Annotated in this window: 18 protein-coding genes; 6 read left to right on the forward strand and 12 right to left on the reverse strand. The window is 38.4% G+C overall.

The features are described 5' to 3' along the window. Positions 1-121 precede the first annotated feature (121 nt). Entirely contained in the window at positions 122-4,831 is a 4,710-nt protein-coding gene (locus ACFIKQ_RS00180; protein ID WP_375655530.1) for an NAD-glutamate dehydrogenase, read from the forward strand. Between the two features lie 861 nt (positions 4,832-5,692). On the opposite strand, the gene ACFIKQ_RS00185 is transcribed toward ACFIKQ_RS00180, so the two are convergent. The 4 genes from ACFIKQ_RS00185 to ACFIKQ_RS00200 all read right to left on the reverse strand — a co-directional run bounded on the left by ACFIKQ_RS00185 (position 5,693) and on the right by ACFIKQ_RS00200 (position 10,818). Next, entirely contained in the window at positions 5,693-6,748 is a 1,056-nt protein-coding gene (locus ACFIKQ_RS00185) for a DUF2125 domain-containing protein (RefSeq protein ID WP_375635464.1), read from the reverse strand. A gap of 422 nt (positions 6,749-7,170) precedes the next feature. Continuing rightward, entirely contained in the window at positions 7,171-7,917 is a 747-nt protein-coding gene (locus ACFIKQ_RS00190; protein WP_375635311.1) for a glutamine amidotransferase, read from the reverse strand. 145 nt (positions 7,918-8,062) lie between these two features. Continuing rightward, the gene (locus ACFIKQ_RS00195; RefSeq protein ID WP_375635312.1) at positions 8,063-9,622 is read right to left on the reverse strand and encodes a heme biosynthesis protein HemY; all 1,560 of its coding nucleotides are present in this window, start codon (positions 9,620-9,622) and stop codon (positions 8,063-8,065) included. A gap of 11 nt (positions 9,623-9,633) precedes the next feature. Then, positions 9,634-10,818, reverse strand: a complete 1,185-nt coding sequence (locus ACFIKQ_RS00200; protein WP_375646902.1) for a mitofilin family membrane protein — start codon at positions 10,816-10,818, stop codon at positions 9,634-9,636. Positions 10,819-11,203: 385 nt separating this feature from the next. Here ACFIKQ_RS00200 and tsaD point away from each other — a divergent pair, with 385 nt between their 5' ends. The 3 genes from tsaD to ACFIKQ_RS00215 all read left to right on the forward strand — a co-directional run bounded on the left by tsaD (position 11,204) and on the right by ACFIKQ_RS00215 (position 14,816). After that, the gene (gene tsaD / locus ACFIKQ_RS00205) at positions 11,204-12,298 is read left to right on the forward strand and encodes a tRNA (adenosine(37)-N6)-threonylcarbamoyltransferase complex transferase subunit TsaD (protein WP_015857065.1); all 1,095 of its coding nucleotides are present in this window, start codon (positions 11,204-11,206) and stop codon (positions 12,296-12,298) included. A gap of 609 nt (positions 12,299-12,907) precedes the next feature. Next, positions 12,908-13,342, forward strand: a complete 435-nt coding sequence (locus ACFIKQ_RS00210) for an EVE domain-containing protein (RefSeq protein ID WP_375635314.1) — start codon at positions 12,908-12,910, stop codon at positions 13,340-13,342. A 793-nt stretch (positions 13,343-14,135) separates the two neighbouring features. Then, complete coding sequence (locus tag ACFIKQ_RS00215; protein ID WP_375644326.1) at positions 14,136-14,816, forward strand: response regulator transcription factor; 681 nt, start codon at positions 14,136-14,138, stop codon at positions 14,814-14,816. A gap of 154 nt (positions 14,817-14,970) precedes the next feature. On the opposite strand, the gene ACFIKQ_RS00220 is transcribed toward ACFIKQ_RS00215, so the two are convergent. The 5 genes from ACFIKQ_RS00220 to argH all read right to left on the reverse strand — a co-directional run bounded on the left by ACFIKQ_RS00220 (position 14,971) and on the right by argH (position 21,424). After that, positions 14,971-15,741 carry a class I SAM-dependent methyltransferase gene (locus tag ACFIKQ_RS00220; RefSeq protein ID WP_375635316.1) on the reverse strand — a complete coding sequence of 257 codons (771 nt, stop codon included), beginning with the start codon at positions 15,739-15,741 and terminating at the stop codon, positions 14,971-14,973. A gap of 221 nt (positions 15,742-15,962) precedes the next feature. Continuing rightward, positions 15,963-18,392, reverse strand: coding sequence for a TIGR02302 family protein (locus tag ACFIKQ_RS00225; protein ID WP_375655532.1), 2,430 nt, complete (start codon positions 18,390-18,392; stop codon positions 15,963-15,965). A gap of 116 nt (positions 18,393-18,508) precedes the next feature. Further along, complete coding sequence (gene lysA / locus ACFIKQ_RS00230; RefSeq protein WP_375635318.1) at positions 18,509-19,783, reverse strand: diaminopimelate decarboxylase; 1,275 nt, start codon at positions 19,781-19,783, stop codon at positions 18,509-18,511. A 9-nt stretch (positions 19,784-19,792) separates the two neighbouring features. Then, positions 19,793-19,972, reverse strand: coding sequence for an LPS translocon maturation chaperone LptM (locus tag ACFIKQ_RS00235; RefSeq protein ID WP_375635319.1), 180 nt, complete (start codon positions 19,970-19,972; stop codon positions 19,793-19,795). 51 nt (positions 19,973-20,023) lie between these two features. Next, on the reverse strand, positions 20,024-21,424 hold the full coding sequence (argH, locus tag ACFIKQ_RS00240; protein ID WP_375635320.1) for an argininosuccinate lyase: 1,401 nt from the start codon (positions 21,422-21,424) through the stop codon (positions 20,024-20,026). Positions 21,425-21,456: 32 nt separating this feature from the next. Between argH and ACFIKQ_RS00245 the strand changes: the two genes are divergently transcribed. After that, entirely contained in the window at positions 21,457-22,152 is a 696-nt protein-coding gene (locus tag ACFIKQ_RS00245) for a TlpA disulfide reductase family protein (protein WP_375635321.1), read from the forward strand. Position 22,153: 1 nt separating this feature from the next. Here ACFIKQ_RS00245 and ACFIKQ_RS00250 read toward each other — a convergent pair whose 3' ends face one another. From ACFIKQ_RS00250 to ACFIKQ_RS00260, 3 genes are all read right to left on the reverse strand, one after another. Then, complete coding sequence (locus ACFIKQ_RS00250; protein ID WP_375635465.1) at positions 22,154-22,630, reverse strand: YaiI/YqxD family protein; 477 nt, start codon at positions 22,628-22,630, stop codon at positions 22,154-22,156. A gap of 31 nt (positions 22,631-22,661) precedes the next feature. Continuing rightward, a complete protein-coding gene (locus tag ACFIKQ_RS00255) occupies positions 22,662-23,516 on the reverse strand; it encodes a YihY/virulence factor BrkB family protein (RefSeq protein WP_375635322.1) in 855 nt (284 codons plus the stop codon). Positions 23,517-23,926: 410 nt separating this feature from the next. Next, positions 23,927-24,856, reverse strand: a complete 930-nt coding sequence (locus ACFIKQ_RS00260; RefSeq protein WP_375635323.1) for a prephenate/arogenate dehydrogenase family protein — start codon at positions 24,854-24,856, stop codon at positions 23,927-23,929. A gap of 1,261 nt (positions 24,857-26,117) precedes the next feature. On the opposite strand from ACFIKQ_RS00260, the gene ACFIKQ_RS00265 reads away from it, so the two are divergent. Next, a complete protein-coding gene (locus ACFIKQ_RS00265; protein WP_375635324.1) occupies positions 26,118-26,264 on the forward strand; it encodes a hypothetical protein in 147 nt (48 codons plus the stop codon). Positions 26,265-26,312: the final 48 nt, after the last annotated feature.

The following is a 26,312-nucleotide window of genomic DNA, read 5'->3' on the forward strand; positions in this document are numbered from 1 at the left end:
ATTCTTTCCAAATAAAGAGCTGTTTTCTTCAGGAAGAAGGTGTTACAGTATACGAAAATATGATGGTCAGCTTTCAATAAAGAGAAGAGAAGACCCCTAAGAGCAAAAAGGGAGAGTGGATGTGTTGCAACCAAAAAAAACAGAAACAAAAAACACCCAAGATAAAATAGAACAAATCCTTTTTGCTCAAACCGATGAAGAAGATATTGTTTATTACGAAAATAAAGAACTTCAAAAAGCCGCAGCCGTCGCAGTAAAAGCTTTTAATCTCCATCAGACGGGAAAAAATACTATCTACTTTGAACAAAATTTGACCCGTAATAACAAGCCTATAACCGCTATCACGCTTGTCAATGATAACAAACCCTTCCTTCTCGATTCTATTTTAAATGTTTTCAATCAACACAAAAACCATATCTATTTGATTGCGCATCCTATTCTTGATTGTGCTTCTGGAAAACGCATCAGTCTGATGCAAATTCACATCGAGTCATTAAACAAACAGCAAATACAAAAACTTGAAAATGAACTCACCTTAGTTCTTGAACAGGTGAATGCTGCTGTACAAGACTGGAAGCCTATGCTTGAAGAAGTTAAAAAGCATATTCATGCCTACCAAATAAGTCTTCCCCCGCACTACAAACAAGAAGGCGAAAAAGCTATTGAATTTCTTCACTGGCTAATGGACGATAATTTCATTTTCCTTGGTATGCGCACCTACAACTTCATCAAAGACCAAAAACCCCTAAAATCCTTTACAGCGAGTAATATTGAACTTGGTATACTCACGGATGCTTCTATTCATATTGTTGACGATGAAAGTATGAAAGAACCTCCTCAAGAAGTTTTATCCTTCATGGAAAGCGATAATCTGTTTATCGTGACAAAAGCTAACAGCCGCTCCAAAATTCACCGTTCTGTCTGGCTCGATTATATTGGTCTTAAAATCTTTGATAAAAAAAACCAACTCTGTGGAGAATTACGCATTGTAGGGCTTTTTACCTCCTCAGCTTATACACGTTCTATTTTGCAAATTCCTTTCTTAAAAGAAAAAGCCCAAACTATTATTCAACGTCTTGGACACAATCACGCCGATTATTCAGGAAAAGCACTTATCAGTGCTTTAGAAACCTATCCAAGAGATGAAATGTTTCGCTCTGATGTTGATACATTGACAGAAAACACCAAACTTATTCTACAATTAGATGAGCGCCCACGTTTACGGGTTCTTGCCCACACTGATTCTTTTGGACGCTTTGTTTCTATCCTTGTCTACGTACCGCGTGACCAATATAGCAGCAGCCTGCGTGAAAAAGTTGGCGAACATTTTGTTGAGCTCTATAAAGGCGACTTTTTTGAATCTTATCCGCTATTTTTGGAAAGCACCCTTATACGTGTCTATTATATCATCCATCGCAAAGGAAACGAAACTGTTCCCCTTCACGAGCGCTCCACACTTGAACAACATGTACGTTCGATTGCACGAAGTTGGGAAGACAGCGTTCAAGCCATCGCTCTTGCTCAGAAAACAACAGAGCAACAAACACGTCTAGCCAGCGAATTCCCCAACAGCTATCGTGATTTATTTTCAGCTGAAGACGCTATTAACGATGCCGGACATATTTTAAATCTTCATGATGAGAAGCCCCTTTTCGTGAACTTTTATCACGCACAAAACAAAGAAAAACGTACCATTTCTCTTCGGCTTTTTCACCGCCATGAAGCTCTTGCCCTTTCCAAACGTGTACCACTCCTTGAAAATATGGGATTTCGCGTTATTGCTGAACAAACCCTTGAATTACCAGATGGCTATGGGCACTCTGTGTATCTTCATGATATGCAGCTAGAAAGCACTTTCCAACTCTGTATCGATTTTGAAAAAAACAGTCAAAAACACGCCGAAACCTTTGAGGCCATTTGGGCACAAAATGCTGATAATGACGCTTTTAACGCGCTCACCCAAACAGCTGAACTTGATTGGTATGAAATTGTTATTTTGCGCCATTATGGGCGCTATCTCCAGCAAGCTGGTATTCCTTATTCGCAAGATCGCGTTGCCCAAACTTTAAATGCTTATCCTGACATTACCCAAGATCTTTATACTTTATTTCATTTAAAATTTCACCAAAGCCATACAGAAAAAGAACGGGAAAAAAGCCAACAGGTTATTCAAAAGCGTATTGGAGAAAAATTACGGAAAGTATCTGGTTTAGATGATGATCTCATCTTACGCCGTTATTGCAACCTTATCGATGCGAGTTTACGAACAAATGCCTTTACGCCTCTTGACGATGGAAGTCCACGGCGTATTTTAGCCACCAAATTAAATCCGCGCCAAATTGAGGGTTTGCCTGAACCACGCCCTTACCGAGAAATTTTTGTTTATGGACCGGAAGTTGAAGGGGTGCATTTGCGTTTTGGACCTATCGCTCGTGGCGGAATCCGTTGGTCTGACCGTGCATTAGATTATCGCACCGAAGTCCTCAGCTTAGTCAAAGCCCAACAAGTTAAAAATGCGGTTATCGTTCCTGCAGGTGCAAAAGGTGGTTTCTATCCCCATCGGCTTCCCCAAACAAATGACCGTGCTCTCATCGTAGAAGCAGCACGACAAGCTTATACAGACTTTATCACAGCTTTGCTCTCCATTACAGACAATCTGATTAACGGCAAAATAAGTTCTCCCCCCAATGTCATCTGTCATGATGACCCTGACCCCTATTTTGTTGTCGCAGCAGACAAAGGAACAGCAACTTTTTCTGATACCGCCAACGCCATCAGCCAAGCAAATCACTTTTGGCTCGATGATGCTTTTGCCTCTGGAGGCTCAGCAGGTTACGACCACAAAGCCATTGGTATTACAGCCAAAGGTGCATGGGAAGCTGTCAAAAGACATTTTAGAGAAACATTTGATCAGGATATTCAAACAACGTCCTTCACCTGTGTCGGTGTTGGAGACATGTCTGGCGATGTCTTTGGTAATGGGATGCTGCTTTCCAAACAAACAAAATTGATTGCCGCTTTTGATCACCGCGATATCTTTATTGATCCAGATCCAAGCATAGACGAAAGCTATGCAGAGCGTATGCGCCTTTTTAAACTTCCTCGCTCCAGCTGGCAAGATTACGATCAAAGCAAATTATCAAAGGGCGGTGGCATCTTCTCACGAAAAGAAAAAACCATTACTCTCTCACCTGAAGCAGCACAAGCCATTGGTTTTGAAAAACAAACAGGAACACCCTTTGAAATTATTTCTGCTCTTCTCAAAGCCCCTGTTGATCTTTTATGGTTCGGCGGCATTGGTACTTATATCCGCGCAGCAACAGAAAATGATGCCCAAGTAGGTGATCGTGCAAATGATGCGATACGCATTACCGGAGAGCAAGTGCGTGCAAAAATTATTGGCGAAGGGGCTAATCTTGGTGTTACACAACGTGGACGGATTGAATATGTCTTAAATGGTGGTCGATGCAATACGGATGCCATTGATAATTCTGCTGGTGTGAATTGTTCTGATATTGAGGTCAATCTCAAAATTGTTCTTGCATCAGCACTACGCGCCAAAACATTAACCCGCGAAGAACGCAATAAGCTCTTGAAAAAAATGACACCTCAAGTCGAGCAACTCGTCTTGCGCAACAATTATCTACAACCCCTTGCTCTTTCTTTGGCGGAAAATCAAAGCACTACTGATTTGCCCTATCAAATACGCTTTATGCACGATTTAGAACAAAAAAAGCTTCTAGATCGTAGAGTTGAAATACTCCCTGATGAGCAAATTTTACGACAAAGAACAACCCAAGGCAAAGGTCTTCTCCGTCCAGAACTCGCTGTTATTTTTGCGTATGCTAAATTAACCTTAAAAGAAGAAATTGCTAATAGCCCCATTGTTGATAATCACTATTTCAATACAACCTTGCTGAACTATTTTCCAACACAAATTCAAGAAAATTTTAAGAAGGAAGTCATTAACCATCAATTGCGTCGTAATATTATAGCAACGCTGATTGCCAACGATATTGTAAATCGTGGAGGCCCCACTTTTGTTAATAGACTACACGATGCAACAGAACAAAAAGCTGAAAATATTATTCGCGTTTTCATTGCCATTCGCGATGGTTTTGAAATTCCTCAATTGTCTGAGCAAATTGATAAGCTTGATAATAAAATACCCGGTCTTGTCCAAAACAAATTCTACGCAGCAATGACCCCAATGCTCTTTGAAACAACCAATTGGGGTTTACACAACATAGATCTCTCACGTCCATTAGAAGAAATTGTAAAAACAATAAAGCAAGCCCGTAGCGTTATTGAACAAGAGCTTATGCATTCTCACGACAACGATATTAAGCAAAAAATTGAAGAAAAAGCATTACACTACAGCGAAGAGGGAGCACCAAAAGCATTAGCGAAACAATTAGCTCTCTTAGAAGCTGCTTCAACAATCTGTGATATTTCTTTAATTGCAAAAAAAAGCAACAGTGATCTTATTAAAACCGCAGAGATCTATTTTTCACTTGCGCAAATCATTCGTATAAACCGCATTAACGAAGCAAGTCGTATAATTCCTGTAGTAGATTATTATGATAGTATGGCTTTAAGCCAAGCAAAAGAAAATGTTTCTGAAAGCTTACGGCAAATCGTTATGAAAATCCTCAAAAATTATGGAAAGAAAAAAGATCCTTTTGACACTTGGAAAAAAACAGAAGAAGATCATATTCACAAAATTACAAACCACATTAGTGCCCTTATTGAAAATGATCTCAATATTTCTCGTTTTACTTTTGCAGCAGGATTGATTTCTCAACTACAAAATACCGGCTTTCAAACCTAAAGCAAATACAAAACGACCCACTCAATCTCCCGTTCTATCCATCCATGACTAATCAGTAAGGAAAGAACGGAAGCGCTATCCCGCATTTTTAGACAAAGCACTTAAAATAAAAAATAAATTCAAATTTTACTGTCAAACATCCTTCAACATAAAAATATAATATATTGATTTACAATCATAATTTTATTATTTTTATGTTGAAGGAGAAGCTGATATTCTAAGTTTGTCTCATTTCAAATCTGTTTATATTCAATCAACTAAACGCATTTCCCCTTGCATATTGCAAATGGGAAAACCGTATAGATAAAAAATATTAAAGAAAGAACTAAATGCCCCTCATAAACCACCTCAAATGCCAAAAGCTGTATAAACATTAGGAGTGGGAAAATATAAATATGATGGTGCCCCCCTTAGCTTCTTACTCCATAAATGAAAAGATGGACGTCCATTTTCCCCTTTACAACTTCATATTCTCATCCAACTAGGCTGTTTTACCTATTTCAAAGGTCACCCTAAACAGACATATGCAATATACTCAAATTCCATACATAAAGAAAAAAGGTTCCTAACACGGCACCACACTACCTGTATAAAAAGGCAATTCAGCATACTTTAAAATGCCACTTTTTCCACACAAACACTGTTGCTATATGTAGTTTGACATAAGATTTTGTACTAAGTGAAAAGAGGTGGGATTAGTTAGGAGTAAGTGGTAATTTTTTATTTTTACAGCTATTTTTTTACCATTAAATACGCATTTTGTTAAAATAGATTTTGACACTCTAAAATTGCAAAAAAGTGTGAAAATCAGAAAAAATCGAAATTTGGTGGTAAAAATGAAAAAAGGCTTGGGTATAAAACCTAAAGTGGAGCGAGACGACCAAGTTTTAAAAAACCTAATTTTACCCACCCATTGTTAATGAGCAAGGGGAGAACGGGAGCGCCATCGGCATTTTTAGGCAGTGCACCCAAAATAAAAAATAACGCTTGAAGATTATTGTCCTGCGCGGGAAATAAGCGCTGCAAAGTGTTAAGAAGCTTCATGGGCTGAATATGGACAAGTTCGAATTCTGCTGTCAAATATCCTTCTTCATCAAAAGAAAAAGGTCCACTAATACGTAACCCACCGCCTGTATGAAAAGTCAATTCACCTTGCTTTAAAAGCCCACTTTTTCCATACAGTCGCTGTTGCCAATTTTTTCCTTCATCTTCAGACAAAAAAGAGATGTCATTTAAAATCACTTTCAAGTTACCATCAATTTTTGGGACATCAACAAAAGAAGATGTAAAAACCAGAGAAACATCAAAACCGTCAAAAGTTATATTTCCCAATAAATCATTATTTTCATGTTTCAGATCAAAGCGCAAAAATTCTGCCGTTATTTTTTGAGGCGTATCTTTTGTCTCTAACGGCTGAGTAATCATGTCATGCGTATTTTGCAAAGATGCCTGATCTTCTACATTTTCCTGTGTCGTTTTTTTATCTGTTGTTTGTGCTCCTAATGCTTCTTGAGGTTTTTTATCTTCAAGGGAAGAGGAAAGTGGTGAAATTTCAAGCCCTTCAGCTATAAACTTCAATGTTTTACCCGTTTTCCAATAAGGTTCTGTTTCAATAACCAAATTGCGCCAACGCGATACTATAGAAGTTTGTCCGGAAAAAACAATGGATGCAGGAGAATGAACATTAAACTCGACCAAATGAGGTGCATAAATTGGTGCACCAGCCGTCAAACGCCCCGTCGATAAAGAAACCCCATGTAAAGGCCAAGAAAATTGAAAATTGTCGCAAACAACACCGATACGTAAAGGATAACCATCCTTGCGCACATTCTCACATACCGCCGCCATATTATAGGAAGACGCTTTTGCAAATATATCAGAAACTTGCTCTTCTATTTTACGTGAAAAAAAAACCAGAGTGCGCTATAAATAAATATCAGAGCAAGACAAACGAGCCCACAAATTAAATAGCTCAAAGAAAATCTCTTTTGTGATGACGGTATTTGAAAGGATTTAGACAACATTAAAACTTTCTTTATCTCTTAACTTCCTCCCCACCCTAAAAAGGACAAAGATTCTTAACCACAGTCAGTTTATAAACAATACAACTTCTTAATCGACCGGATTTTATCTACTGATCACTTCAAGGAGTTCCTATACATCGTTCTAAAGTACAGTATCTCATAAGCCTAATCAGCAAGATCTTTTTAAGAAAATCCGTTACACTTTCTAACAAAAAATACCTCATGTGTAAAGTTTTACATGAGTTTTCTATCTCTACCTTAAACGATACTGTTTTACAGCACAACAAGAACGATAATGAATAGTGTTTCTAACACTCACACAAATGCGGGCGGTACACAAAAAATCTGTCGTAATGCACCTTCAAACCATTGGCTTAAAGCTTGATCATAAATTAAACGACCTTTCAAATGTGCACAAGCAGGTTGAGCACCTTTTTCAGTCAATTTATGTGCCGAACGCACGACCAAACGCCGCATCATAGCACGTGTAAACTCAGCATGAAATTGCAAACCCCATGCATTGTTTCCATAACGAAAAGCTTGTGTAGGATATGTATGCCCTGTTGCCAAAAGCATTGCCTCTTTCGGTAAATCATAAATACCTTCCTCATGGAAATGGTAGACCATTTCTGGCCAATTCATCAATTCCTTCCCTTGAGGGGTTGCTTCTAGTGGATACCAGCCGACTTCTACAGTCCCATCACTTCTTGTACCAACGCGCCCCCCTAGATTTCGCGCTAACATTTGTGCTCCAAGACAAATACCCAAAAAAGGCTTATTTTCCTTTAGTGATAACGAAATCCAATCAATTTCCTCACCAATATAGGCTTCGCTGTCATTCACACTCATCGGTCCCCCTAAAATAACAACACCGGCATAATGCTCTAATGTATCAGGGAGTTTTTGTCCAAAAATAGGACGATAAATATCAAGAACAAAACCATTTTGTTGTAAAAATTTTCCTAAACGACCAGTATAGGTAGACCGCCGATGAATAACAACAGCAATCCTTGGTTTGTTATTTTTTTGTTTTTTATCAAGACATCTCTGATTTAAAAACATTTTTTAACCAATCACCTCTGCAACTAAGCAAAACTTCATTTTTAAAGCATAAGAGAATAATTTTATTGGACAAGACTAATGATGTTTTTTCTTCTAGGTTAATTATTTCTTCTTAGAAAACACTCATATATCACATTGGCGCAATTTAAAATAAACGAAATTTTTTCCTCGATAAAGATGTTTCTTCTTCTGTTTTCACCCCTGGATCATCAACATTTAAGTGAGTTTGACTGAACATTTTTACATCTTGTTCTTTTATATCTTGTTTCTCCACCTGCACATTATGCAAAAGAGAATCGTCTATGGGTGTTAATTTTTCAAGCTTCTTATCTTCAACACCATCACTTTTTCCCATAACATACTCTTTGCCTTGCTTTTTCGGCACAATATTGTCCGCCTCTAATGTGAGAGAAGGCATACAGGGAGGCGCCTTCCATTCAAAACCGCCCAAACGTCCACTGATTGGAGAAACCGCTGACCAAGAAGAAAAAATGGACCCATCACACATCCATACTGGATCACGTTCAGCACGAAGTGCTAAAGAAAGCCATTGACGCACAGCACCTTGATTGTTTCCCTGTGCCTCTTCAATATCTGCCAACAATAAATAAACACTTTCCCGTGGATGACATTGTAATGCTTTTTTTGCCTGCTCTCTCGCTAATGCTGTTTCACCAGCATCTAAAGCTGCTTTAGCAATAAGGAAAGCCGATTCAAATGCATCTTTATTATAAGAAGCAAGTGTCCTAGCCCTTTTCAATCGCCCAATAGCTCCTTCTTCTCTTTCGAGATAAAGCGCCGCCAAATCAGGATGAGGATCCTTTTGCCAAGCCGCTATAATCATTTTATCCGCTTTACGCGTTTCATTTAACTTATAAAGAATATCAGCAGCAATAACTATTATTGGAACAAAATCAGGTGCCAATTTATGGGCTTTCAAAATGGCTTCACGTGCGTGTACAGGATGTGTATCAAACAAAGAAAGTGCCTGCCCACTTAATAGTAAAACCTGTATATGCTGCCGCTCTGGAGTCGCGCGAACAGAACGCGGAAGAGCTTTTTGCGCTCTTTCAAAAATAGTAAGTGCCTTATCCCATTTACCCTCAGTACTTAACCGATCAAGCACCGCCTGATGCGCCCATAAAAGTGCTGGCGATAAAGTCAGCGCCTCTTCGGCATATTGTTGCGCTGCCTCATAAGCTTTACTCTTCATCGCTTCACGAAACAAACCATAAAGTCCAACCAATTTTGTCGAATCTTCCTTTCTCATCCCCTCATAAAGACCGATGGCGCGAACAGAGTTATTTTGTAAAGACAAGGTTTGCGCTTGTAAGAGTTTTACCAATGGCTCTTGTTTTCCTGCAAGATATTTAGCAACCTGTGCTTCCATTTTTTGCGCAACCATACTATCACCAGCAAAAGTTGCAAGAATCCCCTTTGAAAGAGCTTCATAACCGCGCTTTTGATTGCGTTTATACAAATAATTGGAAAGAGCACGCGGTAAGGAAAAAAAGAAAGACAATAACCACCATAAAAGCACCAGCGTTACAAAAAGCAAAATAAGCACACTTAACACTGTAAGCAATGAAGCAGAAAATCTGAAATGCAAAAATGTAAGAACAAAAATACCATTGTGATTAGCAACCCACGCGAAAGCTAAACCGAGGATACAAACAACAAAAATATAAATAAAAACACGTATCATCTTGGGCCTATTTACATCTTTGTTGCCTTAAAAGATCCTTGTTGCACAGACAATAACAATTGCTGCAACAACTGTTGAATAGCAATATGTCTTTCAAGCTGCTTAACAAAATCCATTGAAACATCTTTTGCACTTTGAGGCAATGATTGCCATTCGCTCAAAGCCTTTTCGTAATCACCAGCTTGAATGGCAACTTCCATGCGTGCCGCAATAGCCCCCAGCGTCGTCCCTTCAACATTGCCAATCGGTCGCGAAACAATGAGCCCTTTTATCCACGCTAAAATTCGGTCAAAAAAACCAGCATCTGACGCAACAATATTTTGCGTACCAACAATTGCATCGGCAACATGAGAAAAATCAACAGAAAGTTGTGCTGAACTTGGAAGACCCACAGTAGCTGTTTTTTGCAACACATCAAGTCTATCAATCGAAGGCGATAATTGCTGTAACAGCTTTAATTCATTATTATAAGATCCACCACGCTCTATAGCATTTTTTAATGAACTAATTGCAGTAAAGAGCGCGGTATCTATTTCTTTTTTCTCACTATTTTTAACAGCAGTTTCTTCCTGTATAGCTTCTAACTGTTGTTTTAACGCAGCAAGATCATTTGCATTGCTCTGCCCAACAGACAAAGCCGTCTCTATCTCTTTCGACTCTCTAACAAAAGTTTGTACAGTTTCTTCAAGAGCTTTTACTTTTTCCTCTAAAATCGCAAAAGCTTTTTTGATTTCTTCTTTCGATAATTCATCGTTTTTCGTTGTTTTAAACTGTTGTGATGAAAAAGAAGAAAACTCTGTTTTTAACGCATCGATTTCTTGAAACACCCGTCTCAATTGTTCCTTTGTGTCTTCACCTTGACTTTTTGCGGCTTCAGCAATCTGCAAAGCTTTTTCCCCTCCAGCAGAATTTTCCACAAAAGAAGAAGGAAAAAAACCAGCCCATTGAAGCCCCATAAAAATTCCCAAAGCAATGAATCCCCCCAAAATCCCAGAAAAGGACAAGAAAAGCCAAGTTGTACGAGAGCTACTTTTATCCTGACCTTGCATATTCTGTTTTTCTCGCGCATGAGACTCTACAGAATTGTGGATTTTTTCCTCTGAATCATGGGGAACAGCTTCATGTTCAATAACTGGTTTCTTACGGCGCGTACCAGCATAATGTGTTTTAACTTTTGGTTTTGAAGAATCGACCATCTCTGTCACTTTTTGTGCACACTTTTTTTAATGATAAAATAATAAAATGAAAAAAGTTTTAAAAATGAAGCTTTTCTCAAATATCTTCGTTTGTTTTACATTCTTTTTATAAAGAGTATAACTTTATAGAGATTTTCCAAATCTCATTTTTTTCAATAATATTTACAATTATAGACTTTAATAGACAAGTTTTAAAAAACACATTTGCATTTTATACTCAAAAATACAGCTTTATTTTTTAATCAACAATATCATGAAATTCAAAGAAAATGCCAAAACACATATTTTTTCATAGAAAAATCAATTCTGAGAGAAATACTTTGCATCTTTTTCTGTTCATGGTACGCACGCAGGAAAGAAGCTTCAATATAAGGTTTTGTTTAAAATGCGTCTGCTGGGAATAGAAACAAGTTGTGATGAAACGGCAGCGGCTGTCATTGAATATAACAATGAATCAAACAGCCGAATTCTTTCCAATGTTGTTTGGAGCCAAATTGATCACCATGCACCTTACGGCGGTGTTGTTCCTGAAATTGCTGCTCGTGCCCATGTTGAAGTTCTTGATCATTTAATTCTGCAAGCACTAACAGAAGCAAACACAAAATTAAAAGATATTGATGGCATTGCAGCCACCAGTGGACCAGGTTTGATAGGAGGATTGTTGGTAGGCGTTATGAGCGCAAAAGCTCTCTCTCTTGCCACTGGCAAACCATTTATTGCGGTAAATCACTTAGAGGGACATGCTTTAACAGCTGTGTTAACGCACAACGTTAGCTTTCCTTATTTATTACTTTTAGTTTCAGGGGGTCATACACAAACAATCATTGTTCATGGAGTAGGTAACTACCAACGTTTAGGAACCACCATTGATGATGCATTAGGAGAAGCCTTTGATAAAACTGCAAAACTTTTAGGTCTTCCTTATCCTGGTGGACCAGCACTTGAAAAAGCAGCTTTATTTGGTGATAAAAATCGCATCCCCCTTCCACGCCCTTTAAAAGGTGAAAAACGGTTAGATTTTTCTTTTTCAGGACTCAAAACTGCTGTTCGACAAGCCGCAACAGCCATAGCTCCTCTTACGGAAAATGATATTGCTGACATTGCCGCAAGTTTTCAAGCCGCCGTGACCGATACAGTACATGATCGTATTCACCTAGCCCTACAACACTTTACCCACCAATATCCTCTCTCTCATGATCAAGGAAAGCGTTCTCCTGCTTTGGTTGTCGCAGGCGGTGTTGCTGCAAACCAAGCCATTCGTTCTACGTTGCAAGAACTTGCCTATCAACATGGTTTTGAATTTATAGCTCCTCCTCTTTCCTTGTGTACCGATAATGCTGCAATGATTGCTTTTGCCGGTGCACAAAAACTCGCACGAGGAGAAACAAGCTCTCTTGACATTGCACCCCGTTCACGCTGGCCATTAGATGAAAAAGCCACGCCCTTGATCGGGATGGGACGCCGTGGAACAAAAGCATAATAACACTGACGCCCCACACACATCTTAAAGAACGAAGATTTCTACTCAATCCGGTCTGTAGATAGTCCGAATTCCCTATCGAGCGGATTCCACCTGCTTCCCACTCACACAATTCACTTAATCCAAAGCTCGACACGCAAACCTAAATATGCACCACACATTCTAAAAAATTTCATGTTTCAAAAAACTGCCTTATATCATTACACTTCAAATGACGGTATTTTACGGCATAATAAGATCTATTCTCTCCCACGAAGTATAGATATGAAAACCATTCTTTGACCTCATCATCTTTGATCATCTATTCGTTTCATTGCCGTTGTAATCTTGAAGCTTTTTAGAATCAATTTTCTTAATTTTCTCCAAAAAACTCTTATAGTGACCGCATTTCAAACCATAGCTGAAAAGATAAGCAAAGAGCAAAATACCCTTATACAACATGAAATATCAATGAATCGCGTTTCTCTGCTACACGTTATTTTGAAACAAGAAAAAACAAATAATGCCCGTTCTTTACCCCATTTTAAAAATCATCGTTGATGGTGTTACAAAGATGCTTATAAAAATGCACATGATGAATGCATAACAGTCTATGAAAAAGGAGAACTCATGGCTTATTGGCTTTTTAAATCTGAACCCCATAAATGGTCATGGGAGATGCAAAAGAAAAAAGGAGCTGATGGCGAACAATGGGATGGTGTACGCAATTATCAAGCCCGTAATAATATGCGCGCCATGAAATATGGCGATAAAGGTTTTTTTTATCACTCAAATAAAGGTTTAGAAATTGTAGGCATTGTAGAAATATGTGCTGAAGCACACCCTGATTCTACAAGCTCTGATCCACGCTGGGAATGTGTGGATATCCGCGCACTTTGTGACATGCCAACACCTGTTTCATTAAAACAAATTAAAGCCAATCCCAAGCTAGCAAATATGGTACTGGTTAATGCCAGCCGCTTATCAGTGCAACCCGTGACAGAAGATGAATGGAAAGAAGTTTGTTTGATGGGCAACCTTAAGATGGAAATGCTTTTATCTTAAAACAATAATTTTTATTCATTAGCTCATATAAAAAGATGCTTCATAGCATTGCATAAAAAACCTCTTTATGATGCATCTTTTCGGCATTGCTAAAGACAAAGCTTACTCAACGATTATAATAAGCAACACCACAAACATCACACACAGACCCCTTCGCACACAAATGCAACGAAAAAACAAAACTGAACGTGGATAAAAAACAATAAAAATAACCGTGAAATTCTCCTAAACAGTGCATATGTGTAAGGTGTTGCACAGTTATCTTCACGCTTAAAAAACGCATCATATTGAGTGTTCATTGTTTTACATGTTGGATGAGAGCCCCTCATACCGCAGGATTCTCTCATTCCCAACCTGTTTATATTAAATCAATCAAAAGCTATTTTCTTTCACATTACAAGCAGGAAAAGTCCCGTATGGATAAAAAACGTGAAAGAAAGGACTAAAAATTCCTCTTATGAAGAGTCTCAAGTGCCAAGGACTATCCGCAACACCCACGAGCTGGCAAAGTGTATGATAGTGCCGGCTTTATTTCTCCATAAGCGTAAAGATGATAACACTCAATAGCTAAAACACGTTCTAGAGCATAAACAAATGCTTCCAACCAATACGTAAAATACTCTGCAGACGGAAATACCTTCTTTTCGGCAAGCAACCATAGAAATTATAAAAGTTTATTTTTTAGAAACGCTCTTTTTTAATTTTCCTGTTTTAATTTTTCTTGCATGAAATCTCATTTTTCATGAAACTACTCTTTACCAATCAGTGCCTCAACATGCCTATAAGGAAAAACATGAACCACTATACTCTTTTAATTGTTGAAGACGATAATCTACGCCCCATTTTAGTAGAACAATTGCAAATGCATCAAGAGTTTGAAATTTTCCAAGCAAAAACAGCAGAAGAGGGAATGAAAATAATCCAAGAAGAAAATATTGATCTCGCTATTTTGGGACTTGAACTTCCTGATCTTGATGGTTTCAAAGCCGTGAAAAAATTACGCATCCAAGGATTTCGTGCCCCCATTATCATGATAACAAATCATGATACAGACTGCGATAATATTTTGGATCTTGAAACAGGCGCCAATGATTATGTGACAAAACCCTTTCGCTTTGCGGTGTTATTAGCGAGAATTCGAGCACAGTTGCGCCAATATGAACAAAATGAAGACGCAACCTTTCATATTGGCCCCTATACTTTTAAACTAAGACAAAAACTTCTTCTTGATCAATGCAACAATAAAATCTGTCTCACAGAAAAAGAAGCAGCAATTCTTAAATGTCTCTATTATGCTAATGATAAAATTGTCAGCCGTGAAACATTGTTAGAACAAGTTTGGGGTTATAATGAAAATATTGTTACCCATACTTTAGAAACCCATATCTATCGTTTGCGACAAAAAATCGAAAAAGATCCCTCCAATGCACAAATTCTCATGACAGATCAAAATGGTTATCGTTTAAATCTTTAATTCGAGATTTACTATTTCAAAAACAATTTTAATATCTTAAATGAAAACAAAAACGAGATGAAAAAACCTTCACATATAATTCACATATAATGTGCAAAAATTGAAATAAGGGAAGCCTTCTATATTTGCGGTTCTTATGCCAATGGCAGAATGATTAATTATCTTTATAAATTAAAATATTTCGCACTTGTGGTGATAAAGCAGGAATAAAAACACGTCGCGATTGACGACGCTGTACCAGCAAACCTTGATAAACACGTTTTTGTGCCTGACACATTAAGAGTCCACCAAAATAAGGCAAAAGATAGCGTGCAAATGGCTCATAAAAAAATGAGAACAACCGCGAAACATAACCCGTAGAGGGCATATAATGTACAATTTCTTGTATTGGCCCAGAAACAAAATTTGTTTTTTCGAACAAACGTGTAATTTGTTGCCGACTATAAGGCTCGCCATAACCAAAGGGCGTAGTAATACTGCGCGCCCAAAAGCCAGAGCGATTAGGTACAATAACGATCAAGTGGCCATTGGGTGCTAAAACACGCCATATTTCATTCAACGTTTCAAATGAATTTTCTGTATATTCTAATGCATGTACCAATAAAATACAATCAACTGACGCATCAGGAAGCGGCAAATCTTCTTCAAAAACAAGCGCTGTAGCAACTTGCTCAGCACAAGGCCAAGGCGAAGCACCCTGGGAAGCTGGCATAAAAGCAAAACATTGTTGGGCACGTTCACGCAATGTAGAAAGATAAGGAAGTGCATAACCCAACCCCATAATCCGTTTATCCGTAAGATTAGGCCACCATAAATTCAATTGGTCACACAGCGTCTTTTGCACACGCAGCCCAAGTGCAGAAGCATAAAAATCTTTCAGCGTAACGATATCCAATTCAACATACCATGTAGAAACAAATTCCAAACATTACAGATTTTCATATACCCAAATTATATGGACTTCTGCTCTTTTTCCGCAATAGCGAATATTTCAATATTTCATATTTTAAACTTAAATGATTAAAAATCAGTACAGCAGGATGATTATTGCGTTACAAGCGCTTTAATCATTTTCTTGGAGATGAACCCCATAGAGGTTCTTCATACACTGTTTCTGACATCAATTAAGAAAAAAGCCAACACTGGTTAATTAAAATGAAGCAATCTTTCAAGATAGTTTTTTTCTTCTTCTGGAATATGCTCTTTACCAAGACGTTTGCGAATTTCATCCAAAATCTGCCGCGTACGCATTTGATCACTTTTTTGTGGTAGTGCCTCACCTTCTTGTCCTTCATCTGTTTTTGAAGAAAGTGGACGTCCTAACGGATCCTTAGGACCAGAATCAGCATTTTGATCATTTCCCGTTTCTTTGAGTGTCTCGCGCATTTTTTTCAAAACATTTTGTGCACCTTGCCTCAAAGATTCCAAAGCGTCAGACTGATTTTGTATAGATACCTGATGATTTCCATTATCAAGAGCATTTTCCGCAGAATTCATTTTTTCTTCTGCCCTTTTCAATGCGCCTCCTGTTTCAAATCCTTGTTCTGATAATTCTTTTTCTAATGTTGATAATTCAGACTGCAATTCAGCTTGACGTTTTTTTAAAGATTTTTTCTGTGTTTCCGGCACATTTTCTCCGCGTTTTTGTTCCATCTCTAACTGATGTGTTTCATTGAGAATTTCTTGCTGACGACGCATTAAATCTCCAAGCTGGTCCATCTTTTCTTTCATTTGTGCAGATTGGCTTTTTTCTCCCTCATTTTGATTGCCTTTTTGCACATGCAAATGATCAAGCGTCTGTTCAACTTCCGCCAAGAGTTGTTCAGCTGCTAAAGAAGAGCCCGTTTTAGCCATTTCCTCAATTAAATTTAGCTTTTCTTGTAGTGTAGCTTCAGAAAGATTGGTGCTTTTTGAGCTTTTAGAATTTTTAGAAACTTGAGTATCTGGTGCTTTTTCAGCCAAAGCACGAATATACTCATCCATAGCTTGACGTAAATCTGCCATAAGGCGTTCAATTTCTGCCGCTGAAGCACCGTAACGCAATGCATCACGTAAAGCAGCTTGTGCTTGTTTTAAATTTTTTTGCACGGATTCAAGCTGATTGTCTTCAATACCCAAAGCAATTTGCCATAAATAATCCACCACACCACGCAAATCCTCTTCTGTTTGTGCTAAAGAAAGTCTTGTCCACGCACTTTGTAGAACAAGAAAATGCATTACATTTTGCACCCCCCTTTCTGGACGCACAAGCAAAGCAGAAAGCATATCCAATACACGCTCTCTCGCAGAAGCATCAAGCGCTAATAAACGACGCGTTTCACTCACCGCACGCGCGACAGGATTTGAAAAAACGTGTTGCGGTAATGTCATAACAAAAGTTTTGCTACGCCCTTTCTGCCCCGCACCATCTTCTGCCACCAAAGTAATTTTGACTTGCGAACCCGCCCATGGATGCGCTGATATATCTTGCACCATCCGCATTTTCCCCTTTCCACCACGCGGAAGAAGAAGCTCTATTTCCGGAGCATTATAAAGAGAAGAAGCACTTTTATTCCGAGGAAGAAAAGGCTCTATTTCAACAAAAGCCTTTGTCACACCATAATCATCATCCACCACATATCGTAACTCTAACGATCCCGTTAAAATCCGCCCTGGTTTTTCCAGCCAATGAATTGTCGGAAGCGTGTCCTTGATCATCTGCAAATGCCACTGCTGTTTTTTACGACGTGATGATACAAATAAATTCATTGAATGATTTAAATGTGTTTCAAAATGAGCGATTGGATCATTCAAAGCTGTTTGTTCCGTTTTCTCTGAAAACGAAATTTCCCTCCCATCTTCTACAGACTTTGCTTTTACTGTAACGCCAGCCCCATTGACAACACGCACAACAACATTACTCCCTTCAGGGATTTCTAGTTGTGTTTTCTCATCTTTTGTCAAATAAATCGGTGCCACACCGGTATAAGCAGGTGGTGTTACCCAAGCATCAATCCGCATGAATTTTTCATCAACAACAGGACGAAAATCAAAGGCATCAGCCAAACGCCCCCCTTGTGAACCAAAAGAAAAACTAAAAGCGCAAACAAAAAGAAGAACACACAAAGCCCTCAAAGCCAAAGGATCATAATCCGCACTATTAAGAGAGATAAATCCAGTTTTTAAATGGTATAATTGTTTTGCCATTCGGCGTTGATGTTCACGCCAAATAACAGCACTAAAATCTTCATCATTTTCAGAACATAAACGATCTATCTGAATATTCAAAGGCTGATGTCTAAGATCATTGACGCGTTCAAGACGGCAATTCACTTCCCGTATTGTGGGAAACCGAAAACGAACAAGAAAAAATAAACTCGCTCCAGCACAAACAAGTATAACCCCAAGTAAGAGCAAATGTGACCAATAGCCCAAAATGCCAAAAAGTCCCAACCAGCTAAACGAACAAAAGAGACTAACAACGAGGAAAAATGGCAACAACCGTACCCACATCCGTTCAAATGAAAGGATTCCCCACATCAAAATGCGCACACACAAAAGCTTCATTGCAAAGCCTTTGATGTTTTTATTTTTCATAAACAAGCATTTATCCCCTTTTATCGTGGTGCATTAAGATCATAAACCCCATACAAGACAATTTCTAGAAAATAAATTGTTTCATCAAAGTTTAGTAAAAATAAGACCAAAAACACTTAAGAATTCTCAACCCAATCAGGAATATGATCACATCCCATCAATTGAGCATAATCAAGACGTGGACGAATAACCGCATAACACGTATCTTGAACGAGAACTTCTGGGACCAAAAGTCGGCTATTATAAGTACTCGCCATCACAGCACCATAAGCTCCAGCTTGCGTAATTGCTAAAAGATCACCGGGTGCCAAAATCGGCAAGTAACGATCTAATGCTAAATAATCGCCAGTCTCACAAACAGAACCAACAATATCTGCACGAATAAGGGGAGCGTCTTTTGCTGCTTTTTTCACAAGGACGACATTTTGCCAAGCATCATAAAGCGTTGGACGCATCAGATCATTCATCGCCGCATCTACAATAACAAAATTCCGCCCTTGTCCCCTTTTTAAATAGAGAACAGATGTCATCAGTACACCAGCTTGACCCACAATGCTCCGCCCCGGCTCCACAACAATATTAATCCCTAAAGGAGCAATATATTTCTTTACCAGCGCAGCATAATCAAAAGGAGAAGGTACAGTATGTTGTTCACAACCATAGGCAATACCAAGCCCACCACCGATATCTATATGCGTTATTGCATAGCCATCGCTCCACAATTGACGCACACAATCTGCAATAAGAAGGAATGCCTCTTCAAATGGCTTTAAGTCACAAATCTGACTGCCAATATGCATATCAATACCGCAAACCTGCAATCCAGGTAAAGAGTCCGCTTTTTTATAAGCCTCTCTTGCCAACAACAATGGAATACCAAATTTATTTTCAGATTTTCCTGTTGTAATTTTCTTATGGGTCTTCGCATCAACATCTGGATTAATGCGCAATGAAACACGTGCTATCTTTGAAAGCGCAACAGCACGTTGAGATAACTGTTCAAGTTCCGGCTCTGATTCAACGTTAAAACAATAAATATCCTGAGCAAGAGCAAAATCTATCTCTCTCATGGTTTTACCAACACCAGAATAAACAATACGATGTGCCGGAATACCAACAGCAAGGGCGCGCCGTAATTCCCCTTCTGAAACCACATCAGCTCCCGCTCCATTGTTCGCTAAAAGCCGTAAAACTGCTTGATTAGAATTGGCTTTAACCGCATAAGCAAGCAGACTAGGCATCCCTTGAAATGCCTTTTTATAGTCTTTAAAACGTGTAACCAATGCATTGGCGGAATAACAATAAAAAGGAGTCCCCACCTCCTGCGCAAGAACAGCAAGTGAACAACCCTCAGCATGAAGCATACCTTGATGGTAAGAGAAAAAATCCACACTTTCCTCCTACTTTATCAAACGATCAAGAATAAAAGGTTTATCACCTTCACTTTGAGTAACAGATGTTCCTTGCACAGACTTTTCCACACTTGTAAGAGGCATTTCCAATGACCCTTTACGCCCACACCCAGCGACACAAACGCCTCCTAAAAGGACAATCATTAACCCCTTTAATATAATTTTCATCTGTCCTCTTTCCTCATCTCGATCTCTTTTTTACCTTTAAAATACAATCACTCAAGCGCTCACAAGACGCTTTTTCCAATACGTAATTTGCCGAAGAACCTCTGAAGGTGCTGTTCCCCCAAAGCTTTTGCGACTTTCAACAGATTTTTCAACGGTCAAAACATCAAAAAGTGTCGCATTGATATTAGGACAAATTGCTTGAAGTTCATCCAATGATAAATCCTGAAGGCGACACTGTTTTTTTTCTGCTAATGCCACAGCACGCCCTGTAATATGATGTGCTTCGCGAAAAGGAATCCCTGATTCGCGTACAAGCCAATCAGCAAAATCGGTTGCAGTTGCATAGCCAGAATCAGCGGCTTGTTTCATAGCTTCTTTATTAACTTTCAAATCAGCAATCATCCCTGTCATTGCTGCTAGTGATAATTCCAAACTCAAAGCCCCATCAAAGACATATTCCTTATCTTCTTGCATATCCTTCGAATAAGCAAGGGGTAACCCTTTCATCACCGTTAACAGCCCCATTAATGCGCCATTCAACCGTCCTACTTTAGCCCGCACAAGTTCGGCAGCATCAGGATTTCGCTTTTGCGGCATGATAGACGAACCAGTTGAAAAAGCATCTGATAAACGAATAAAATAAAACTGTTCACTTGACCAAAGAATTATTTCTTCTGCTAAACGTGAAAGATGTGTTGCACAAAGAGCGCCAGCGCTTAAAAATTCCAATGCAAAATCACGATCTGAAACACTATCAATCGAATTGCGTGTTGGTTCTCGAAAGCCTAGCGCTTTTGCTGTCATAAAACGGTCAATTGGAAAGCCTGTCCCTGCTAAAGCAGCCGCCCCTAAAGGCGATTCATTCATTCGCTCAAGAGCATCACGCATCCGCGATAAATCTCGACCAAACATTTCAACATAAGCCATCATATAATGGCCAAATGTTACCGGTTGTGCTGATTGTAAATGCGTAAAGCCTGGCATAAAGGTATCAACATGTTGTTCTGCTCGAATAAGCAATTGCTCTATCAATCCTTTTAAAGCTTGTGCTATCTTTTGCGTTGCTTCACGCACCCACAAGCGAAAATCAACAGCAACTTGATCATTGCGTGAACGCGCCGTATGCAAACGCCCTGCTACAGGACCAATCAATTCGCTCAGCCGCGCTTCAATATTCATATGAATATCTTCAAGCTTTCGTGAAAAAACAAATTTACCGTCTTCAATTTCTTGGCGAATAAGTTTCAAACCATGAACAATTTTTTTATAATCTGATTGTGAAATGATTTTCGTTTGCGCTAACATAGCCGCATGAGAAAGGGAACCTTCAATATCTTGTCGATAAAGTTTTTGATCAAAATCAATTGAGGCATTAATTTCTTCCATAATTGCAGAAGGACCTGCCGCGAACCGACCACTCCACATTTGGTTCTTTAACTTCTCATCTGTCATATTCTGAAAACACCCATACAAAGGACAAAATTATGATTTCTCAAATTTTCACCAGCGAAAAAAACAATAAAAAAAGGCAATTCTCCCTTGCATTCTTTATCATTGCATTGAGTTTATACGCAACCACAAACTACGATAACAAAAGAGAGTCTTTCCTTTTCAATTTCATTTCAGCAGCAAAAGCACAAAAAATAAACATTGATAAAACACGAGAAGAAAAAATGATGGCAATCCGAAAAGCAGCAAAAGGCTTTTTTAGCCACATACGATTTGCTGATACGCCCTCAGATATGAAGAAACTCTCTTTCAAGGATATTCAAGGAAAAGAGCACACACTCAGCGAATTTATTGGAAAACCGATGCTGATCAATCTATGGGCTATTTGGTGTGCACCTTGCCGCACAGAAATGCCCGAACTTGCGCAATTAAAACACGAATTAGGTGGAGAAAACTTTGATGTCATAGCTATTAATATCGATAAAACTGCTTCTCCTGAAAAAATTCAGCAATTTTTACAGAATATTCATGCGAATAATTTGCTTTACTATCGCGATGAAACAATGGATATTTTCAACAATGTTAGAAAACAGGGGCTTGCTTTAGGACTCCCCATTACATTTCTCATCGATAAAGAGGGATATCTCATTGCTTCCTTCAATGGTGCAGCTCCATGGGCCAATGACGATGCCAAAGCACTTATAAAAGCTGTTATAAAAGAAGCCCTATAACCTAATAACCGCGTCTTTTTAAACGTTGTATAACGAGATCCAGTGCTGATAAAAAAGCAGAACGGTCTTTACGACAAAAAGGACGGAGACCACCCGTTATACTGCCCTGTCCCCGCAAATCTTCCATCAAATTGCGCATCGCCAAAGCCTGACCAATTGAATTTACATCAAAAATACGCCCCGTTGGCGAAAGACAAAAACCCCCAGCTTGCACAACCCGTGCTGCTAAAGGAATATCACTGGTAATAACAATACTTGCCTCATGCACATGTTCTACGATCCAATCATCAGCACCATTGAATTCACCAGCAACGACCACTCTTTCAATGAGTGCTTCATCCGGAAGGGACAAAAAACGATTTGCCACAACAAATGTCTTAAGCTGATAACGATTCATCACACGATAAACTTCATCTTTTACAGGACAAGCATCCGCATCAATCAACAAAGTGATAGCAGGCTTTATTGGGATATTCATACCTTGGCTTTCACGCAATAGTTAGGTTCTTTCATTCATCTGAATGTTGCAAATGCTTGCGATAAAACATTATCGCCGCGTTTATTTCTCCTCCCAAAATAAAAATTGCACTCAATATGTAAAGAAAAATAATAGCAACCATAATAGATGCTAACCCTGCATAGGTAGAAATATAATCAAACATTGTTAAATATTGAGCAAAAGCAATTGAAGCCATAAACCATACAAACATTGTCAGTACAATTCCTGGTAAAATATCTATAAACTTCCGCCGCTCTGCTGGTAGCCATTTATGAACAATCAAAAGGCTTACAAAGAGAACAACCGCTGCGATTATGTAACGCCATAGACGAATGATACCGATATATTCTGTAATGAAAAAAGAATGATTTTGCATAATCTTGATCAGCAGAGGTGTTAAAATCAACAAAACGCTGATCACAATAAGACCAACAGCTCCAAGAATCACAAAAAACAAACTTTGAAAACGACAAAACAACAAGCTACGCCGATCAACAACACGATAAGCTCTATTTAAAGCTGTACGTAATGCCTCTATCCCATTAGAGGCAAAATAAGCCGCTCCAATGACAGAAACTGTCAACACTCCTCCCCGCTGTATGGTTAAAACATTGATAATTTCCTGAGATAAAGGCTCTGCAATGACATCTGGTAATAACTGCACAAGTGCTTTGATTTTTTGCGGTGTATATGTAAAAGCACCAAGAAAACTGGCAAGAGAAGTTCCAAAAATAAAAAAAGGGAAAAATGCTAAAAGCCCAGAGAGCGCGACATGGCTTGCAAAAGCACTCCCATTATCACGCCAATAATGGCTTACTGCGTCAACAAGGATACGATAGCTATACCAAAAGATATTTCTTAACAAATCTCAATACTTTCTGGTAAAACTCTTCCTCTGTCTATTTCAAGCTTTATAAAAATCATCAAAACCCTGCAAACAAACATTTCCCAATGTTGCAATATAAAGGGCAATAATCAATACGGTCAAGCCTGACTTTATACTAAAACAAAAACAACAACCCACTATATGAAATTCTACAACGACTTCATTTTTTTGTCTCTTCTATAGATCCGTAACCTCTTCTGTACATCATATGCCCTATAGATAGTTAAGCACGATAATCTTGCGCACATAAAACCTTTTGAAGTCACGGTTATCTGTATCGAAGCAATCGCCACTCTTTTTTATTGCAATCTATGACTGAATAGAGAGAAAACTTCTTATCAATTTCTAGAAAAAACCAATGAAATTCAACAAAAAACCCTTGCTTTTACTCACCCTTTTTTAGAAACACTCTGACGTCCAAAATCAGGAGCATCAATTTCTTGTCCAGCATCAATAATATTGCGACGTACAGCACGCGTACGTGTAAAAAAGTTAAACAATGTCTCACCATCTCCTAAACGAATTGCCTGCTCTAAAAAAGCAAGCCCCTCACTAAAACGGCTCAACATTTCTAAAATAGCATCCTTATTATGCAAACAAATATCGCGCCACATAACGGGATCAGAAGATGCCAAACGCGTAAAATCACGAAAACCGGAAGCAGAATAAGCAATCACTTCTGAATTTGTCACCTTTTCTAAATCACTCGCTGTCCCAACAGTATTATAAGCAATCAAATGCGGCAAATGCGAAACAATAGCCAAAACAAGATCATGATGTTTAGGTTCCATCTTTTCGACACGCGCACCACAAGCTTCCCAAAACGCTGTCAATTGTGCGACAGCAGCAGCATCACTCTCAGCAAAAGGCGTTAAAATACACCAACGATTCATAAATAAATCAGCGAAACCAGCATCCGGTCCTGAATATTCCGTTCCAGCAATAGGATGCCCTGGAATAAAATGAACCGTTTTTGGCAATAAAGGCGCCATTTCCGCAATAACCAACGCTTTCGTAGAACCAACATCACTCACAATCGCTCCAGGTTTTAAATGATCATGAATATTTTTTGCCACCTCTGCACTCGCCCCAACAGGAACAGAAACAATAACCAAATCCGCTCCTTCAACAGCTTTTGCATTATCTGTCGTATAAAAGTCCCCAAGCTCCAATTCACGCGCTCTTTTCAGGGTTTCTGAACGACGCGTTGCAATAGAAATCTGAGCCGCAAGATTTTTCTTTTTAATCACCCTTGCTAAAGAAGATCCAATCAGACCGATCCCAATGAGCGCTATTTTTTCAAATTGAATATGGGGCATCTTTCACCTTCAAAGATTCTTTGCAAATGGCAATAAAGACAATTGTAAAATCATAATTTTCCTGTCTGTTTGTTCAAGAATTATGCGTAAAACATTAAAAAACGACAACTAGAGAATAAAGAATAACGCAGTTTACCAATCATCACCTGCGCAAGCTGACAACAGATCATTTTACCTAGAAAACACATAAAAAATAAATGACGAGAAATCTAACATCACGCTCTAAAACTCCCACTTAATTACTGATCAAAGCACATCACTGAAACAAAATATAAATGCACTCTCAATTATGATAACAACGACTCTACATAAAATCTCATCAGTTTACTTTATCTTACTAATTTACTCATAAAAAAACACATCAAAAGCGTAAGCAGACACCAACTCTTTCCCAATTATCCCGATACATTTATTAATTTGTACATTAGACCTATATAAGAACGTATTACGCCTCCACCTACAACATCAACACAAGTTTTGTGAATATTGAAAACACCGTAAAACAACGCATACAAAAAATACCATTAAAAACATTTTCCTCTCCCAATTCCTGATACCGTAAATCAAACAAATACGAGAAAAACACCCCCTCTCAATAAAGAAAAAGTTTGATAACAAAAACACCAAACATCCCTTTAATGGAATCACAACCCTCACGTAAAATAGAACGCCCCAAACAGAATAGATTTGGATTACAAATTCATGCATTTGTTTTAAAAAGCATCTCGCTCCCCAGCCTATCTCACAACAGTGTTCGTAAATGTTATAACTATAAATCCATTAAGTACGAGCCTCTTTACACTTAATAAAACACTATCATTATATTTGCCTACCCCCCAATGTTGCGAAAATCCTTGGAATTTGAGAGCATTCATTGCTAAGATAATCATCCCTGTATCAAACATAAAAGTCTCCCCATAGGTACTGTCGTTTTCATCATAATCTATCTTGACTTTCTCCTCATCCCACGAAGATTCTTAATTCATACCGATCTGCAAACAATTCATTTTCTTATCTAAAAGATTCCACTGGTTCACTATTTTAAGTGATTCTATTAATCTATAATATATTGATTTATAAATATAATAATTGTTTTTCAATTTGAATCATAACTTCAAATACGGTAAAATTCTTCCATCACAAATCCTCTTATCAATTAAAATCTCTTGTCTGCACGTCACAAGAAGGCATGTGAGAAAAAAATGATGAAAAACGCTCTCTAATGCCAAAAACTGTAGCAAATTAGAGACTAGGCAAATATATGATAGTGCTCTGGCTTGCACTTTTATTAAGCGTAAAGATAGAGATGCTCTATGGATTTTATATTCTTCACGGAGAACTTTACCGTTATACCATTCACAAACGCCGTCGCGAAATAGATATGACGCGCATTGAAAAATATTTCTAAGAAAGCGTATGAATTTACCATACAAGTGTCTTCTGTTGTTTGAGATGC

Source organism: Bartonella sp. MR63HLJHH (assembly GCF_042194155.1).
Lineage (GTDB): Bacteria > Pseudomonadota > Alphaproteobacteria > Rhizobiales > Rhizobiaceae > Bartonella > Bartonella grahamii.